The organism is Candidatus Kinetoplastibacterium desouzaii TCC079E, assembly GCF_000340795.1.
Lineage (GTDB): Bacteria > Pseudomonadota > Gammaproteobacteria > Burkholderiales > Burkholderiaceae_B > Kinetoplastidibacterium > Kinetoplastidibacterium desouzai.
In genome coordinates this window covers 683413-701270 of record NC_020294.1, presented here as the reverse complement: position 1 = coordinate 701270, position 17858 = coordinate 683413, and the positions used below count along the sequence as shown (strand labels likewise).

The window sequence follows — 17858 nt, the reverse complement described above, 5'->3', positions numbered from 1 at the left end:
TACATACTCGTTATCCTAAATGATCAAAAATATCATTCCCAGGTTAGAGCACCTCCAGTTTGATATTCTATGACTCTTGTTTCAAAAAAGTTTCTTTCTTTTTTTAGATCTATCATTTCAGACATCCATGGAAAAGGATTGTTTTCTTGCGCAAATATTGTATTAAGTCCTATTTGTTGACAACGTCTATTAGCAATAAATCTTAAGTATGATTTAAACATTGATGCATTTAATCCTAGTATTCCTCTTGGCATTGTATCTTCTGCATAAGCATACTCTAATTCCACAGCTTTTTTAAACAGGTCAAGTATTTCTTCTTGGAAGCTATCTGTCCATAGATGGGGATTTTCTAATTTAATTGTATTTATCATATCAATCCCGAAGTTACAATGCATGGATTCATCTCGCAGTATATACATATATTGTTCAGCTGCACCAGTCATTTTGTTTTGTCTTCCTAAGGATAGAATTTGTACAAATCCTACATAGAAGAATAATCCTTCCATTAGACAGGCAAATACAATTAATGATTTTAGTAGATTTTGATCTGACTCTAATGAACCAGTCTTGAAGTTACTATCAGATATTATATTGATGAATGGAATTAAGAATTCATCTTTTGCTCTAATTGAATCTATTTCACTATAAGCATTAAAAATCTCACCTTCATCTAAATCTAAACTTTCTACTATATACTGATAAGCATGTGTATGTATTGCTTCCTCAAAAGCTTGTCTTAGTAGGAATTGGCGGCATTCTGGAGCAGTAATATGTCTGTATGTTCCTAATACTATATTATTAGCAGCCAAGGAATCAGCGGTTACAAAAAATCCTAAATTACGTTTTACTATCCTGCGTTCATCTTCTGTAAGTCCATTTGGATTCTTCCATAGAGCGATATCTCTAGACATATTTACTTCTTGAGGCATCCAGTTATTTGCACAAGATCCAAGATATTTTTCCCAGGCCCATTTGTATTTAAAAGGAACTAGTTGATTTACATCAGTTTTACCATTAATTATTCGTTTGTCTGATAATTGTACTCTTTGAGTATTTAAATTATATTTTTCTTGTTTGGTTGTATTCTGTTCTTTTTCCATTTGTATATTCCAATAATATGTTAACAATAAATTATTGACATACTTCACATTCTGAATCATCACTTCTATTTATTGGGCAAGAAATATTCTTATTATTAGGAGATGTTATATGGCTGATATCAGCTCTTACTGAGTTTAGTTCTCCTCCTTTCCCTGTTGATTTTTCTGCACTGGTAGCTGCTAAGGTTCTTAGATAATAAGTGGTTTTTAGACCTTTTATCCATGCAAGTTTATATATTTCATCTAGTTTCTTTCCGGAGACTCCAGACATATATATATTTAATGATTGTGCTTGGTCTATCCATTTTTGTCTTCGTGATGCACAATGTATTAACCATTCAGGTTCTATTTCAAAAGCTGTATTATAAAGTTCTTTTATAGATGCAGGTATACGATCAATCTTTGCTAAACTTCCATCAAAATATTTTAAATCAGCAATTGTTACTTGATCCCATAATCCTAGTTTTTTTAGATCTTCTACAAGATACTCATTAATGATAGTAAACTCTCCGGATAAGTTTGATTTTACGTATAGGTTTTGAAAGTTTGGTTCTATGCTTGCTGATACCCCTATTATGTTCGAGATTGTTGCTGTAGGTGCTATAGCTACGCAGTTAGAGTTCCTCATGCCATATTTTTTTATATTGTTACGTAGATAGTCCCAGTCTAGTGAACTTGAGACATCGACATCAAGGTATCCTTCTCTTTCATCAAGAAGAGTTTTTAAGGTATCATGAGGCATAATGCCTTTAGACCATAATGAACCATTGTATGAATTATAACTTCCACGTTCTTTAGATAAATTGCTTGATGCTAAGTATGAGTAATAGCACAAAATTTCTGTTGATTTGTCAGAAAAATCTACCGCTTCTTGTGAGGAGTATGGAATTCTCATTAAGTGTAAACAATCTTGAAATCCCATAAGTCCAAGACCTACTGGTCTATGTTTTCTATTAGATATCTCTGCTTTCGACACTGCATAGTAATTTATATCAATAATATTATCTAGCATACGCATAGCTGTTGTAATGGTTTTTTGTATTTTTTCTACATCCAAATAAAAATATCCATTGTTTGATTTTTTTAGGTGGTTAACTAAATTTATTGATCCTAAATTACAAACAGCTATTTCATTATTATTAGTATTTAGAGTTATTTCTGTGCAAAGGTTCGAGCTATGAATGATGCCATCATGTTGTTGTGGTGATCTAATGTTACATGGATCTTTGAATGTTATCCATGGATGACCTGTTTCAAATAACATTGATAACATTTTGCGCCATAATGTAACAGCAGGTAATTTTTTGAATAATTTTATTTCACCAGTAGTTGTTTTGTTTTCGTATTGTATATATGCTATTTCAAATTCTTTACCATATTTTTCATGTAAATCTGGGCAGTCTGATGGAGAAAACAGAGTCCAGTCAAGGTTTTCATGTACGCGTTTCATGAATAAATCTGGTATCCAATTAGCAGTATTCATATCATGAGTTCTTCTTCTCTCATCTCCAGTATTTTTTCGTAATTCTAGAAATTCTTCAATATCCAAATGCCATGTTTCTAAGTATGTGCAAACAGCTCCTTTGCGTTTACCTCCTTGATTAACAGCTACAGCTGTATCGTTTACAACTTTAAGAAAGGGCACTACTCCTTGGCTCTCCCCGTTAGTTCCTTTTATATGACTTCGTAGTGCTCTTACTGGAGTCCAATCATTACCTAAACCACCAGCATATTTTGCAAGTAAAGCATTTTCTTTGATTGCATCATAAATTCCTATTAGGTTATCTGGTACTGTTGTTAAGTAACAAGATGACATTTGTGAATGTTTGGTGCCAGAATTAAATAAAGTAGGGGTAGAACTCATAAAATCAAAAGAAGATAAGATTTCATAAAATTCTATTGCTTTATCGTCTTTTTGAGGTTCATTTATAGCTATCCCCATAGCAACTCTCATAAAAAATATTTGGGGTAATTCAATTCTTTTTCCATCAATATGTAGAAAATATCTATCATATAGTGTTTGTAACCCTAGATATTTAAATTTTAGATCTTTTTTATAATCAAGAACAGATCCTAATTTATTTAAATCATAAGTACTCATTTCAGGGGCAAGCAATCCTGATTCCAACCCTTTTTCTATAAATTCTGGAAAATATTTTTTGTATTGAGTATTTAAATCACTACTGACAATATCTTCTCCTATGACTTCTTTTATTATTGTATTTAATAGTAAACGTGCTGTTATATAGTTATAATCGGGATCTTTTTCAATTCTGGCTCTTGTGGTAAAAATGATGGATTTAAAAACTTCATTTATATGAATACCATCATATAGATTCTTTAGTGTGTCTTTTATTATATCTTTTAAATCTAGTTTATGCTCAAAGCCATTATAAGCGGATTGTATTATAGATTTTAGTCTATTTATGTCTAATTTGTGTTTTTTACCATTTTCTAGAATGTTAATTGTTGGAAATTCAAACTCTTGTTCTTTTTGTATATTACTTAGTTCTATTGCTCTAGCTTGGTTTCTTTTTTCTCTATATAGAACGTAGGCTCTGGCAACATCATGTAATCCTGATCTCATTAAAGAGAGTTCAACATGGTCTTGTACATCTTCTATATGAAATATAGCTGTGTCAGATTTGTTTCTTGTTAATGCATTGATTACTTGAAAAGTTAATTTTTCTATAAGTTCTCTATCTCCTATTGATAGTGAGATTTGTTCATTACGCACGGCTATGAATGCTTTTGTTATAGCTGTACTTATTTTGTAAGGTGCAAATGACACAATGGATCCATTACGACGTATTATTTTGTATTTTAACCATCGTTCATTATCATTATTTAATGAAGGCAAAGGATCTTCTTGGTGATTTATATCTATTATAATGTTTGTTTTGTTATGCATATTTTATCCATATGTTTGGTGGAATAACAGAAACTTGTTTCAATATGATAAAACTTAATTTTGTTACTGTAAAAGGTGCTGGTGTAGCTTTCAATATACTATATATAGTGTTTAATGTGCATTAGTTTACCAATTGTAGTGTTTTAATTTTATTTTTACAAGTGAAAATTATTTGATGTTATTTTTTTGTATGCAGATAAAGCATATCTGTTTAGAATACTAAAAGTACTAAATAGGAATATTATAATAACAAACCTATTTAGTATTAATGATATATTGATAATTAGGAGCTTATAACTCTTTGTATACGTTTAATAACTTCGTCTTTGGTCATAATTAACAAGATTTTATTTATAGCGGGAGTTTTTGACATTCCAGTAATAGATACTCTTATAGGTAGTAAAAGTTGTTTCATTAATAAATTGTTTTGTTCTAATATTTCTTTAATTGCTATATCTATGTTAGTCAATGTCCAGTCTATATTTTTAATTTTTTGAATAAATAACTTTAATATTAGAATATCTTCTTTTGTAAGTTCTTTAATTAATTTATTGCTTGGTTCGCTATAAAATATCATAGCTGAGTTAATTAGATCTACTAGAGTTTCAGATCTATCTTTGAATAGGTCTATTATATTTTCTAGGTTTGTTGTTGCAGCATTATTGTAGTTTTCTTTTTCTCTAATTGTTTTTTCTATTGTCTTTGCTAGAGTAGATGTATTTGTGTTTTTTATATAATAAGAATTGATCCAATTAAGTTTCTTATTGTCCCATTTTGCGGCAGATTTTGATAAATGTTTGAAATCAAACCATTTGATTAATTCTTGTGAGTTAAATATTTCATCATTTTGGTGACTCCATCCTAACCTAGCAAGATAATTTATCATTGCTTCTGGCAGATAGCCTAATTTTTTGTATTCTAATATATTGACTGCTCCATGTCGTTTGGATAATTTTTCTCCATCAGGACCAAGAATCATAGGCAAATGACCATATTCTGGTAATTGTGCTCCTATTGATTTCAATATGTTTATCTGTTTTGGTGTGTTGCTGACATGATCATCTCCACGTAAAACATGTGAAATTTTCATATCCCAATCATCTATAGCCACGCAGAAATTATATGTTGGAGAGCCATCTGAGCGAGCTATTATTAAGTCATCTAATTCTTGATTAGGAATGCTTATTTCTCCTTTTACGATGTCTTTCCAAGAAGTTGTTCCATGTAAAGGTGATTTAAATCGTATTGTTGGTTGACGATTTTCTGGTATTTTAGGTAGTGTTTTTCCTGCTTCTGGTCTCCATAATCCACTGTATTTTGGTTTAAGGCCTTTTTGTTTTGCTTCTTCTCTCATGGCTTCTATTTCTTCTTGTGAACTATAGCAATAGTAGGCAGAGCCATTCGCAAGCATATTATTTAGTATGTCTTTGTATCTTGACATCTTGCTTGTTTGGTATATTGGAGGTTCATCAGATTCCAATCCTAACCATTTCATACCGTATATTATTGAATCCACCGCTTCTTTAGTTGATCTTTTTAGATCTGTATCTTCTATCCTTAATAGGAAAGAGCCATTATGATGCCTAGCAAAAGCCCATGAGAACAAAGCTGTTCTAGCTCCTCCCAAATGTAGGAAACCTGTGGGTGAAGGTGCGAATCGTAATCTAATTTGGTTATAGGACATAAGATTTATTTAAAATTAAAGAGTTTGTTGTTTATTGGATTAAAATAAATTATTAATGATATTTATTTACATAGTTATTATATTATAAATATGTAAATAATTTCTTGAGGGTTTTGATGTCTAGACACTTCCTTAATTCGTTATTTGATCCTAATTCTATATTTTTCTTTATTGATGCGAGAGTTAAAATAAAACTTTCGTTTCCCAGCAATCCAAATGTGAGGACAGCATATTTTGATTATAATTCAAGCACTGGGTTTTATTTAAAAAAGGGATATTTTACCGATTACTCTTCTGATAATAGACTGGATTTAGCTGTAATTTGTATGCCAAGTGGTTTAATAACAAATGTTTTAAATTTTTTAGTTGATTTTAGACCTAGATCTGTAATTGTTTTAAGTTGCCAATATGATAGATCTTGTTCTAAGACTATAGATTTTTGTAAACAGTGGGCAATGACAAATCAATGTGAATTATTAGGGCCAGAATCTTCAGGGATACAGCGCCCACAAATTTCTTTAAACTTAGGATTGCATACTCGCCTAGCAAGGGCAGGTAAGGTCGCTTTATTGGCACAATCAAAATCAATTGTTGCTTCTATTATGGACTGGGCTGAAGATATTAATATAGGTTTTTCTTTAGTTGCCTCAATAGGGAAAAAAGATTTTCTTAGTGTTTCTAAAATACTAGATTATTTGATATACGATCCTTATACGGAAAGTATAGTTCTTTATTTAGAAGATATTATGGGTATAGCACGTGAATTTGTTAGTTCTTTACGTGCTCTTGCAAGGATTAAGCCTGTTATAGTTTTGAAAACAGGTAAAAATGATCGCAATGCTGATATTGCCTTTAGCGCTGTAATGCGTAGAGCTGGCGCTGTTCGTGTGCATTATTTTGTTCAGTTATTTTCTGCAGTAAAGGCTTTATCTTATCCTAAAAAGATTTATGGTCGTAATATAGTATTATTATCAAATGGTAGTGGTCCTCCACAGCTAGCTTTAGATATGTTAGGTAATGATTCAGTTCTTCTCAAGTCAGGACTTAGTGTTAGTACTTTACAATATTTAGAGACTTTTATAGATAAAGATTATATTCAGAATAATGTAATTGTTGTTCATAGAGCATTTACTATTGATATTTTAGACAAAGTTATTAACTGTCTTCTGAATGATAAAAATGTTGATGGTGTTTTAATATTGTTAGCTCCTGATTTTTCATCAGAAGCTTTAAATGTTATAAAATATTTATCGAAATCAGTTCTGAACGCAAGTAAGCCTATTATTATTTGTTTAATGGGTGATGCTGAAATGAAACCATTGAGGAAACTATTAGATGACTCTGGGGTTTTTACATTTCGCACTCCAGAATCTGCAGCTTGTGCAATGCAGGTTTTAGCAGAGCATTATTATAATCAACAGATGTTACTGCAGGTTCAACCATCTATTCCATTCAGTCCTTTAAATTATATTAATCATGCCCAAAAAATTATAAAAACTGCTATTCTCAAAAAACATCTTTTTTTGGATGTTAAAGAAATTAGTTCTTTATTTGAATTGTTTAATATAAATCTTAATTTTTCTAATAATATTGATTTGGATCAAGAGATAGGTCCTTTTTCAATAAATATATGGAGTGATTCAATTTTTGGTCCTATTATAAGTTTAACATCTTTAGCTAAAAATAATATTTTTGTTTCTGAGAATATTGGTATTGATATACCACCATTAAATAATTTTCTTGCTAGTCGTTTGATGGAACGTAGTGGAATATATCAGGATAATATAAATCCTATCATAGAGAAGGAAGTATTTAACAATTTGCAAAGGGTTTTAGTGCAGGTATCTGAGCTAATTAGTGAGTTTCCTGAGATTGAAAGTTTAAATCTAAGTGGTTGTTTTGTTGGCAAAACATATTTGAGATCTTTAAATATTGAACTTTTATTAAAGTCTGATTCATCTATTGCATTATTTAGCAAAAAAATTAATTATCCTCATATGGCAATACATCCTTATCCTGTTAATCTTGTAAAAAAACATAAAATGAATAATGGCGCTGAATATATTATTAGACCCATTAGACCAGAAGATGCTGAGATTTTACAGGATTTTATTAGATGTTTATCTGATAAATCACGATACATGAGATTTATTTCAGCTATGCGTGAATTAACTCCAAGAATGTTAGCTCATTATACGCAGGTTGATTATCATAGAGAATTGGCATTGGTAGCGGTTATTCCAAAGGTTTCTAACTATAGTGTTATTAACTTAAACAATGAAAAAATGATTGCATTTGTTCATTATTTATATAACGAAGATGGTTTGGGAGTTGAGTATGCTCTTGTTGTAAGCGATGATTGGCAGAGATTAGGTATAGGTAGGCAAATGATGATATATCTTATTCAAATAGCTAGAGAAAGAAAACTAGACTATATAGAAGGATATGTTTTAAGAAAAAACAAACCCATGTTGTCTTTATTGAAAAACTTGGGTTTTTCTAGTTCATATGATGAGGAAGATAACACTATGTGTATTGTTAGATTTGATTTAAACAGACAATATTTAGATCATTAATCTTCTTATAAAAGCATGTAGGTCATATAGCTCTTCTTGACAGACGTTGTGTTCATTTTCATATTCTTTTATAAACAAATTAGCATAGCCTGCTTTTTTCAGTAATTTTGTATATGAGTAAAATCTTTGTATTGGTATGATGTTGTCAAATAATCTATGAGCAAGAAAGAATGGTATTGATGTATTATTATTGGTAATATCAGTATCTATTGCTAGGTATCCAGATAAGCATATTATAGAGGCCAATTTTTTATTTAAACTATTTGCTACATAGAGAGATAAAACTCCTCCTTGTGAGAATCCTCCTAGTATAATATTAGTGCTTTTAATTCCTCTGTTGACTTCTTTGTTTATAAGATTATCAATGATGAATTTAGATTCTTTAAGTCCTTCTAAATCAACATCATTTATTTCTTTGTCTTTTATATCGTACCATGATTGCATAATCATTTTATTATTTATGGTGACAGGTATTCTGGGAGCGTCAGGACAGACAAATCTTATTTTTAAATCTGATATGTTTAAAAGATGTAGTAGTGACATGCTATCTTTAGAATTTGAACCCAAACCATGAATCCAAATTATCGTATATTGGGGATTGGGACTTGTTTCGAATTCGAGAATATTAATATTTTTCATTTTAATAATATAAATATATTGATATATAATATAGTTGTATTGATATGTAAATTGTATTTATATATTAATACTAAATTTAGTATTAATTATGTAATATTTTATCATTTATTAACTAAGCTGTTTGTTTAATAAGAATGTAAGAAATGTTATATATTTTATATGTTTTTTGTTTAAAAATTGAATGCTAGGATTACTGGATTTTAATGATTAATTTTTCTTCCTCATTATCAACAGAATATAAACAAGAGTATTTTAATGACCTTGTTAATAAAATATTGAAAAGTGCTAAGACTGTTGGAGCTAGTAGCGCGTTTGTCTCTATTTCTGAGAGTAAAGGCTTATCAGTTTCTGTAAGAAAGAATGATATTGATACTATTGAGCATGCTCATAATAGTTCATTAGATTTGGTCGTTTTTGACGGTCAAAAAAGTGGTTCAGCATCTACATCTGATTTTTCTGAAGAAGCATTGCGTAGAACAGCAGAATCTGCTTGGCATATAGCTAAACATACAGCTGTTGATGTTGCATCTGGTCTTCCAGATCCACATTTATTTCCTAGAGAAATTATTGATTATGGAATTTATCATGAATGGGATAAATCCACAGACGAAATAGTAGAGATAGCTAAGATAGCTGAATCAGCAGCTTTAAATGTCGATAGTAGAATTACTAATACGGATGGTTCTTTTATTAATTGTGGGGAAAATTATTCCTTAATAGGGAATACTCTCGGTTTTATTGGAGATTGTTTATACTCTAGTTATTCTTTGTCAGTAGTGCCTATAGCTAGTGAAAGCAATGGGATAATGCAAAGAGATTACTGGAGTACACATGATTGTAATCCAATGAAATTACTAGATCCTTTATTAGTGGGCAGGATAGCAGCTGAGAGGTCTGTATCTCGTTTATCGGCAAGGAGAATACCTACTGGTAAATATCCTGTTTTGTTTGAATCTCCAGTTGCTCTTGGTTTAGTTGGATCTTTAGCCCAGGCCATTAATGGTAATAATCTTTATAGAAAATCTAGTTTTTTAGTTGACTCCTTGGGCAAGAATGTTTTCCCTAGTTATATAGATGTTATAGATGACCCACACATATATGGAGCTATAGGTAGTTCTTCTTTTGATGCTGAAGGGGTGAAAACAAAAAAGCGTGAAATTGTATCTGAAGGTGTAATTAGAGGGTACCTGCTTTCTACATATACATCTAGGAAGTTAGGTATGCAGACTACAGGGAATGCAGGAGGATCTCATAATTTAATTATGAGTTCTAAAAATACTCATAGTGAAGATAATCTTGATTATATGCTAAAAAAAATGCATCGAGGACTGTTAGTCACAGAGTTAATAGGGCAAGGAATTAATTATGTTACTGGTGATTATTCTAGAGGGGTGTTTGGATATTGGGTTGAAAATGGAATAATACAATATCCAGTACAAGAAATTACTATAGCTGGTAATTTGTTTGATATGTTTAATAAGATAGTTGCTATAGGTTCTGACGTAATCACAAGAGGGAATAAAACAACCGGGTCTATTTTAATAGAAGATATGTATATTGCTGGGTCATAGTATTATAAATAAATAACACTAATATATTTATTGGTTTATAATATTACGATTGCAACATTTATTGCAAATGTATTTTTTTTATGTGAAAATCGATAACGATTTTTGATTATGTGTACTGGTTATTAATAATACCTAGACATATTTGTAGTTATTTATTAGGAATAAACATGAAGACCTTTGTAGCTAAACCGCATGAAGTAGTGCGGAATTGGTTTGTGGTCGATGCAAAAGGAAAGATTTTAGGTCGTGTGGCCAGCGAAGTCGCACATATTTTGCGTGGAAAACATAAGCCTGAATTTACACCACATGTTGATGTGGGTGATTTTATAATCATTGTTAATGCCTCAGATATCGTTGTTACTGGTAATAAGTCTAGTAATAAAAATTATTTTAGACATACAACTTATCCTGGTGGCATACGTCAAACTAATTTTGAGAAAATGCAAAAAAGATTTCCAGGAAGAGCTATTCAGAAGGCTGTTAAAGGTATGCTTCCTAAAGGACCTTTAGGTTATGCTATGATAAAGAAACTTAAAATTTATGCTGGCGAGAATCATCCTCATTCTGCTCAGCAACCTAAGATTTTAGCACTTCAAGGGAAAAGAGCATGATTGGTGATTGGAATTATGGAACAGGAAGGCGTAAAACTTCGGTAGCTCGTGTTTTTATGAAAAAAGGAACAGGGAACATCATCATCAATGGTAAGTGTTTGGATGAGTTCTTTGCTAGAGAAACAGGCAGGATGATTGTAAGACAACCTCTTAATCAAACTGGTTATTTAGATTTCTTTGATATTAAAATCAATGTTAGTGGTGGCGGAGAAACAGGACAGGCTGGAGCAATACGTCATGGTATTACTAGAGCTTTGATAGATTATGATAGTGAGCTTAAACCAGTTCTATCGAAATCTGGATTTGTAACTCGTGATGCTCGAGAAGTAGAGCGCAAGAAGGTTGGCTTACGAAAAGCAAGACGAAAGAAGCAATTTAGTAAACGTTAATTAATTTCTGAAATGGTCGTTATTTTTAACGGCCATTTTTATTTAGTGTTTTTTAATATTTAGTTCTTATGGTATATTTTTTATTATTATTAATATTTATTTATTATTTCATATGAACAAATCATTACTTAGAAAAATCAAGGTAGGAATAGTTGGTGGAACTGGTTATACCGGAGTAGAGTTATTAAGAATCTTAGTAAGACATCCACTTGTTGAAATATCTGTTATTACTTCTCGTAAAGAATCAGGTATTGCTGTTGATCAATTATACCCAAATCTACGCAAACATATTAATTTAAAATTCTCTTCTCCTGAAGATGGTGATTTAACGAAATGTGATGTTGTGTTTTTTGCTACTCCACATGGAGTTGCTATGTCTCAAGCTTATAATCTAATAAATCATGGGGTTAAAGTTATTGATTTGGCAGCAGATTTTCGTTTAAAAAATGTAGATGTGTTTGAGGAATGGTATAAAATTCCTCATGCATGTCCAGAAATTTTAGCTATGTCAGAATATGGTTTAGTTGAAATAAATCGCTCTAAACTACTTAATGTTAATGTTGTAGGTAATCCTGGTTGTTATCCTACGACAGTGTTGCTTGGTTTAGCTCCATTATTGCAATCTGAACAGATTTTTATTGATCTGAATAGAATTATTGCTGATTGTAAGTCTGGAATATCAGGAGCTGGTAAAAAATTAGAGTCTTCCTCTTTGTTTGCTGAGTCAGCAGATAATTTTAGAGCATATGGTGTTTCTGGTCATAGGCATCATCCAGAGATCGTCTCACAATTAGAGATTATGTCAGGTAAGAAAATTAATCTTATTTTCGTTCCACATTTGGTTCCTATGATAAGAGGCATGTTTTCTACTATTTATACTAAGATTCTACCAAAATATCGTGATATTGATTTTCAAAAAATATTTGAAGATCGTTATAAGGATGAGTATTTTGTTGATGTTATGCCATCAGGTAATTTCCCAGATACTAGGTCTGTAAGAGGGTCTAACACTATTCGCATTAGTGTTAATAGAATCAATGATGAAGATTTAGTTATATTAGTTGCTCAGGATAATTTAGTAAAAGGCGCTGCTGGTCAAGCAGTACAGAATATGAATTTAATATTTGGTTTTTCAGAAGTAATTGGCTTGGAGCATGTTGCTATATTACCGTAAAAATATTTTATTCATAAATTAGTAAGTTTTAAAGAGATTTTATAGGGGTGGGGTGTGAATGTGTTAAATGTTGATAAATCTGAATCATCAGAAATTGAATTGGTATTTACAGACTCAGCTGTTTTAAAGGTAAAGAATCTTTTGACAGAAGAAGGGAATCCTAATTTAAAATTAAGGATTTTTGTGCAGGGTGGTGGGTGTTCTGGTTTTCAATATGGTTTTGCTTTTGATGAGGATATTAATGAAGATGACATTGTTTTTAATAAAGAAAATATTAAATTAATTGTAGATGAAATGAGTTTTCAATATTTAAAAGGAGCTGAAATAGATTATAAGGAAGATATTGAGGGAGCACAATTCGTTATTCGCAATCCAAATGCTAGCACTACATGTGGTTGTGGTTCTTCATTTTCAATCTAGTTGTTAAATGCTATTTTAATGGTTTCATTGTTAAATTTAGCTAGGAAATTAATTTGCGTTTGGTAAAAAGCAATCTTCTTTTTAAAGTTTTCAATATTGGTTTGTTCTATTTTTTTTGATGTAGGTAAATCTACAGATAGTGGATTCACTGGTTTGTTATTAATACGTAGTTCATAATGAAGATGAGGTCCTGTTGCCCATCCAGTAGATCCTACATATCCTAAAAGCTGTCCTTGGTATACTTTTTTGCCTTTTAGAATTTTAGGATCGATACGACTTTGATGAGCATATAAAGTGGAATATTTATTATCATGTTTTAAAATAGTAACTTTACCATAGCCATTCTGCCAGCCTACAAAATCAACAATTCCATCTGCTGTCGCATATATAGGAGTTCCAGCAGGAGCTACATAATCCACTCCTTTATGATCAACCCAAGTTTTGTTTATTGGATGTAAACGTCTACCAAATGTTGAGCTTATTCTGCTAAATTTTACAGCGTTACGAAGAAATGCATTTTGCAGGTTGTTTCCTTCAAAATCATAATAAGATCCTTTATCTTTTCCATTATTGTCAAACCAAACAGCATTATACAATTTATCATGATTTTTAAATTCCATAGCTAAAACTTTTCCTGATCCTAAAAGATATCCATTTAATGTTTGAATTTCATATATAACTATGAAGTGATCTCCACTTCTTAACCCTCGCAAAAAATCTACTTTATTTTTTAATATATCAGCCATTTGTACAGCAATAAAATTGGGTATGCCGTTATATTCAGTTGCTTCAAATAGAGAGGTGTTTATATTGCCGAAAGCAACTCTTATCTGTTTTTTTGAAGATTCTGTCTTTTCTGTTACTGTATATATATTATTTTTATCACGAGCTAATAGTATGTATTTAGATACAATCTGTCCTTTTTGCTCAGAGCTTGGAATATGTAAATATTTTAACCATATTAAATTTCCTAGAGAATCAGTTGCTGCTAGTATTGGTTTCCCTGATAACAATCTCAACATATTTTTTGCGTTTTTATTTGCAGATAAAAATTTCAAAATTTCTTTAGAATTACTAACCTTCAGTCTCTTTAAAATAATACTTAAAGTATCTCCATTTCTTACGGTTGTTTCGTTGATATATGGTTGTATATGATCATTAGTTTCTAATATCTTATGACTATACTGATTTAGATTCTCTTCTCCTTTGATAATTCTCAATGGAGGAAGATTTTGTATTTTATTTGCTTGATGATATCTAACCATTCCTAATGTTGTGCTAATCGCTATTATTGTAGCTATAGTTAGAATACTTTTTCGTAAAAAGAAATTAATCATGTTGTTAATTATATTGTTTTTCGTATCATAGAAAAGTGAATTTGCTTACCAATTTTATATATGAGATTATAATAAAGCTTTCTCATGCTTGATTTAAGATAATAGTTTATAATCACAGAGAATAATAATTATTGTATTTTTATTATTAAAATAAATATTAAAATTTTAATAGTATTATTAGATTTAAATTTTGAAAAATATTCCCATATTCACTTACGATTAAAATTATAGCTTTAGTTATGTCCTGTCAAGAATCTTATATAAATCCAGAAATATCATCTGATCTTAGTATTATAAAGCATGGTTGTGATGAGTTACTAATAGAAAGTGATTTTATTATAAAATTATCAAAAAGTCGCTCTAGAGGTATTCCTCTTCGTATAAAACTTGGTTTAGATCCAACAGCTCCTGATATACATTTAGGTCATACAGTAGTTCTTAATAAATTAAGACAGCTACAGGACTTAGGCCACACTGTTGTATTTTTGATAGGTGATTTTACAGCCAGTATTGGAGATCCAAGTGGTCGTAATGTAACTCGCCCACCATTAAGTTTAGAGCAAATAGAGGAAAATGCTAGAACTTATTATAAACAAGCGGTTTTAATATTAGATGAAGCTAAAACAGAAGTTAGATATAACTCAGAATGGTGTAATTTGTTAGGATCTAGAGGACTAATTAAATTAGCATCATGTTACACAATGGCAAGAATGTTAGAAAGAGATGATTTTACTAAAAGATATCAGAAAGGTATTCCTATAGCATTGCATGAGTTTTTATATCCTTTGATACAGGGATATGATTCAGTTGTTCTAGAGTCAGACTTAGAATTAGGTGGAACAGATCAGAAATTTAATTTATTAATTGGTAGAGAATTACAAAAGGAGTATGGACAATCACCACAATGCATATTAACAATGCCATTGTTAATAGGTACTGATGGAGTATCAAAAATGTCCAAATCCAAAAATAACTTCATAGCTATAAATGAATCTTCAGAATCTATGTTTGGTAAAATAATGTCAATTTCTGATGATCTTATGTGGAATTATTTTGAACTTATTTCTTTGCGTTCTATGGAAGATGTAGAGATATTGAAGAAAAATGTTTCAGATGGATTGAATCCTAAAGAAGTTAAGATTTCTTTAGCTAAAGAAATTGTCTCTCGTTTTCACTCGCCTAAAGAAGCATTGCAGGCTGAAGTTGATTTTGATAACAAGTTTCGTAATGGTCTAATTCCTCAGAATATAGAGGAATTAGTTTTAGGGGCTGCTCCTTTAGGAATATTAAAGTTAATGTGTATGTCTGGGCTTGCTTCTTCTAACTCTGAAGCTCAGCGTTATATAGAACAAAAAGGAGTAAAGGTTAATGGAGACAGGATAGAAGACAAGTCTTTGTTGTTAGGAAAAGGTGTTTATATTATTCAGGTAGGAAAGCGTAAGTTTGTTAAAATACGCTTAGGTTGATTCATTATAAATATTTGTCTAGTTTGTTACATGGTGATTAAAATTAACTTTATTGTGTGGCTAAATTTATCATATTAATTAAATAAATATTTTGATGCCTTTGAATATTAGTTGTTATTCTTATTAGCAGTTGAAAACAGGAGCTATAATGCTTGAAAATAATCGTACTATCAGCCAAGTTGATCCAGATATTTGGGATGCTATTCAAAAGGAGACTATTCGTCAGGAACAGCATATAGAACTTATTGCATCAGAGAATTATACTAGTAAGGCAGTAATGGAGGCTCAGGGTTCATGTTTGACAAACAAATATGCAGAAGGATATGCTGGTAAGCGTTATTATGGTGGTTGTGAGTATGTGGATATAGTTGAACGTTTAGCTATTGATAGATTGAAGAAGCTTTTTGGAGCAGAGGCAGCTAATGTTCAACCAAACTCAGGATCTCAAGCTAATCAAGGTGTTTATAATGCTGTATTGAAACCAGGTGATACTGTTCTTGGTATGAGTTTGGCTGAAGGTGGGCATTTAACTCATGGTTCATCTGTTAACTCTTCAGGTAAAATATATAATTTCATTCCTTATGGTTTAGATGAGAATGAAGTTATAGATTATAATAATATTGAAGTTTTAGCAAAAACTCATAAGCCAAAACTTATAGTTGCTGGTGCTTCTGCTTATTCTTTACAGATTGATTTTGAGCGTTTAGCAAAAATAGCCCATAATCATGGGGCGTTATTGATGGCGGATATAGCTCATTATGCTGGTTTGATAGCAGCTGGAGTATATCCAAATGCTTTCCCTCATGCTGATTTTGTTACTTCTACTACCCATAAATCACTTCGTGGCCCGAGAGGTGGAGTAATAATGATGAAGTCTGAGTATGAGAGAGTTATAAACTCAGCTATTTTTCCTGGAATACAAGGTGGGCCATTAATGCATGTTATTGCAGGTAAGGCAGTTGCATTTAAAGAAGCTTTAGATCCAGATTTTAAGCGTTATGCTAATCAGGTTCTTAGTAATGCTAAAGTTATGGCTGATACTCTTGTAAAAAGAGGGTTAAGAATTGTTTCTAATAAAACAGAAAGTCATATGATGTTAGTTGACTTAAGATCTATAGGAATAAATGGTAAGGATGCAGAGAATTCTCTTGGTAAAGCCCATATTACCGTTAATAAAAATTCTATACCTAATGATCCTGAGAGTCCATTTATAACTAGTGGTATTAGATTAGGGACTGCTGCTGCTACTACTAGAGGATTTATAGAGTCTGATATTGAGTTAACTGCAAATTTAATTGCTGATGTTTTAGGTAATCCTTATGATGAAACAAATATTTTAAATATACGCAAGAAAGTTCATGAGTTAACATCTAGACTACCTGTTTATAAAAACTGATTATTATGATTTACGAGATGGCTGTTTTCATAGCCATCTTTTTGATTATATTTTAGTTTTATGTTTATCTAATTTTAGTTCAATATAGAGTTTAATTTGAATGAAGTGCCCATTTTGTGGACAGTTTGAAACGCAGGTTATAGATAGTCGTGTTTCAGATGATAAGGATTCCATTCGGAGAAGAAGACGCTGTCTTTTATGCGATAAGAGATTTACTACTTATGAGAAAGTAGAGCTATTATTCCCTTTTGTGATTAAGAAAAATGGTTCTAGATGTGATTATGATGTAAATAAGATCCGCAGAAGTATGTTGGTAGCTTTGCGCAAACGATCAGTCAAACATTCTGATTTAGAAAAGTCAATATTTAATATTGAGAAAACAATATTATCTACAGGCTTGCGTGATATTGCTACTGATTATATTGGAGAATTGGTTATGAGAGAATTAAAAACCTTGGATAAAGTTGCTTATGTGAGATTTGTTTCTGTTTATAAAAGTTTTAAAAATATAGATGAATTTATATATTTAATAAAAGAGGTAGGTTAAATATTAACTATTTGCCTTAAATTGAAAAATCTTATTT

Annotated in this window: 14 protein-coding genes; 9 read left to right on the top strand and 5 right to left on the bottom strand. The window is 30.9% G+C overall.

What is annotated here, in order from left to right; translation table 11 throughout:
- Nucleotides 1-32 precede the first annotated feature (32 nt).
- The 3 genes from CDSE_RS03235 to gltX form a co-directional block, all read right to left on the bottom strand.
- A complete protein-coding gene (locus tag CDSE_RS03235) occupies nucleotides 33-1100 on the bottom strand; it encodes a ribonucleotide-diphosphate reductase subunit beta (protein WP_015396574.1) in 1068 nt (355 codons plus the stop codon).
- A 31-nt stretch (nucleotides 1101-1131) separates the two neighbouring features.
- A complete protein-coding gene (locus CDSE_RS03230) occupies nucleotides 1132-4011 on the bottom strand; it encodes a ribonucleoside-diphosphate reductase subunit alpha (RefSeq protein ID WP_015396573.1) in 2880 nt (959 codons plus the stop codon).
- A 283-nt stretch (nucleotides 4012-4294) separates the two neighbouring features.
- Nucleotides 4295-5695, bottom strand: coding sequence for a glutamate--tRNA ligase (gene gltX, locus CDSE_RS03225; protein WP_015396572.1), 1401 nt, complete (start codon nucleotides 5693-5695; stop codon nucleotides 4295-4297).
- Between the two features lie 116 nt (nucleotides 5696-5811).
- On the opposite strand from gltX, the gene CDSE_RS03220 reads away from it, so the two are divergent.
- Nucleotides 5812-8271, top strand: coding sequence for a GNAT family N-acetyltransferase (locus CDSE_RS03220; RefSeq protein WP_015396571.1), 2460 nt, complete (start codon nucleotides 5812-5814; stop codon nucleotides 8269-8271).
- Here CDSE_RS03220 and CDSE_RS03215 read toward each other — a convergent pair.
- A complete protein-coding gene (locus CDSE_RS03215) occupies nucleotides 8260-8910 on the bottom strand; it encodes an alpha/beta hydrolase (protein WP_015396570.1) in 651 nt (216 codons plus the stop codon). The two genes, CDSE_RS03220 and CDSE_RS03215, sit on opposite strands and share 12 nt — an antisense overlap.
- 203 nt (nucleotides 8911-9113) lie before the next feature.
- On the opposite strand from CDSE_RS03215, the gene pmbA reads away from it, so the two are divergent.
- The 5 genes from pmbA to erpA all read left to right on the top strand — a co-directional run bounded on the left by pmbA (nucleotide 9114) and on the right by erpA (nucleotide 13075).
- A complete protein-coding gene (gene pmbA, locus CDSE_RS03210) occupies nucleotides 9114-10481 on the top strand; it encodes a metalloprotease PmbA (RefSeq protein ID WP_015396569.1) in 1368 nt (455 codons plus the stop codon).
- Nucleotides 10482-10648: 167 nt separating this feature from the next.
- Nucleotides 10649-11092, top strand: coding sequence for a 50S ribosomal protein L13 (gene rplM, locus CDSE_RS03205; protein ID WP_015396568.1), 444 nt, complete (start codon nucleotides 10649-10651; stop codon nucleotides 11090-11092).
- Nucleotides 11089-11481, top strand: a complete 393-nt coding sequence (gene rpsI, locus CDSE_RS03200; protein WP_015396567.1) for a 30S ribosomal protein S9 — start codon at nucleotides 11089-11091, stop codon at nucleotides 11479-11481. Before rplM ends, rpsI begins: the two co-directional genes overlap by 4 nt.
- A 112-nt stretch (nucleotides 11482-11593) precedes the next feature.
- Nucleotides 11594-12655: an N-acetyl-gamma-glutamyl-phosphate reductase gene (gene argC / locus CDSE_RS03195; protein ID WP_015396566.1), complete on the top strand. Its 1062-nt coding sequence runs from the start codon at nucleotides 11594-11596 to the stop codon at nucleotides 12653-12655.
- 60 nt (nucleotides 12656-12715) lie between these two features.
- On the top strand, nucleotides 12716-13075 hold the full coding sequence (erpA, locus tag CDSE_RS03190; RefSeq protein ID WP_015396565.1) for an iron-sulfur cluster insertion protein ErpA: 360 nt from the start codon (nucleotides 12716-12718) through the stop codon (nucleotides 13073-13075).
- On the opposite strand, the gene CDSE_RS03185 is transcribed toward erpA, so the two are convergent.
- Entirely contained in the window at nucleotides 13072-14412 is a 1341-nt protein-coding gene (locus tag CDSE_RS03185) for a M23 family metallopeptidase (RefSeq protein WP_015396564.1), read from the bottom strand. The genes erpA and CDSE_RS03185 overlap by 4 nt on opposite strands.
- A 239-nt stretch (nucleotides 14413-14651) precedes the next feature.
- Here CDSE_RS03185 and tyrS point away from each other — a divergent pair, with 239 nt between their 5' ends.
- The 3 genes from tyrS to nrdR all read left to right on the top strand — a co-directional run bounded on the left by tyrS (nucleotide 14652) and on the right by nrdR (nucleotide 17821).
- Nucleotides 14652-15878: a tyrosine--tRNA ligase gene (tyrS, locus tag CDSE_RS03180; protein WP_015396563.1), complete on the top strand. Its 1227-nt coding sequence runs from the start codon at nucleotides 14652-14654 to the stop codon at nucleotides 15876-15878.
- A 148-nt stretch (nucleotides 15879-16026) separates the two neighbouring features.
- Nucleotides 16027-17274 carry a serine hydroxymethyltransferase gene (glyA, locus tag CDSE_RS03175; RefSeq protein ID WP_015396562.1) on the top strand — a complete coding sequence of 416 codons (1248 nt, stop codon included), beginning with the start codon at nucleotides 16027-16029 and terminating at the stop codon, nucleotides 17272-17274.
- A 100-nt stretch (nucleotides 17275-17374) separates the two neighbouring features.
- Complete coding sequence (nrdR, locus tag CDSE_RS03170; protein WP_015396561.1) at nucleotides 17375-17821, top strand: transcriptional regulator NrdR; 447 nt, start codon at nucleotides 17375-17377, stop codon at nucleotides 17819-17821.
- The last annotated feature ends 37 nt before the right edge of the window (nucleotides 17822-17858 follow it).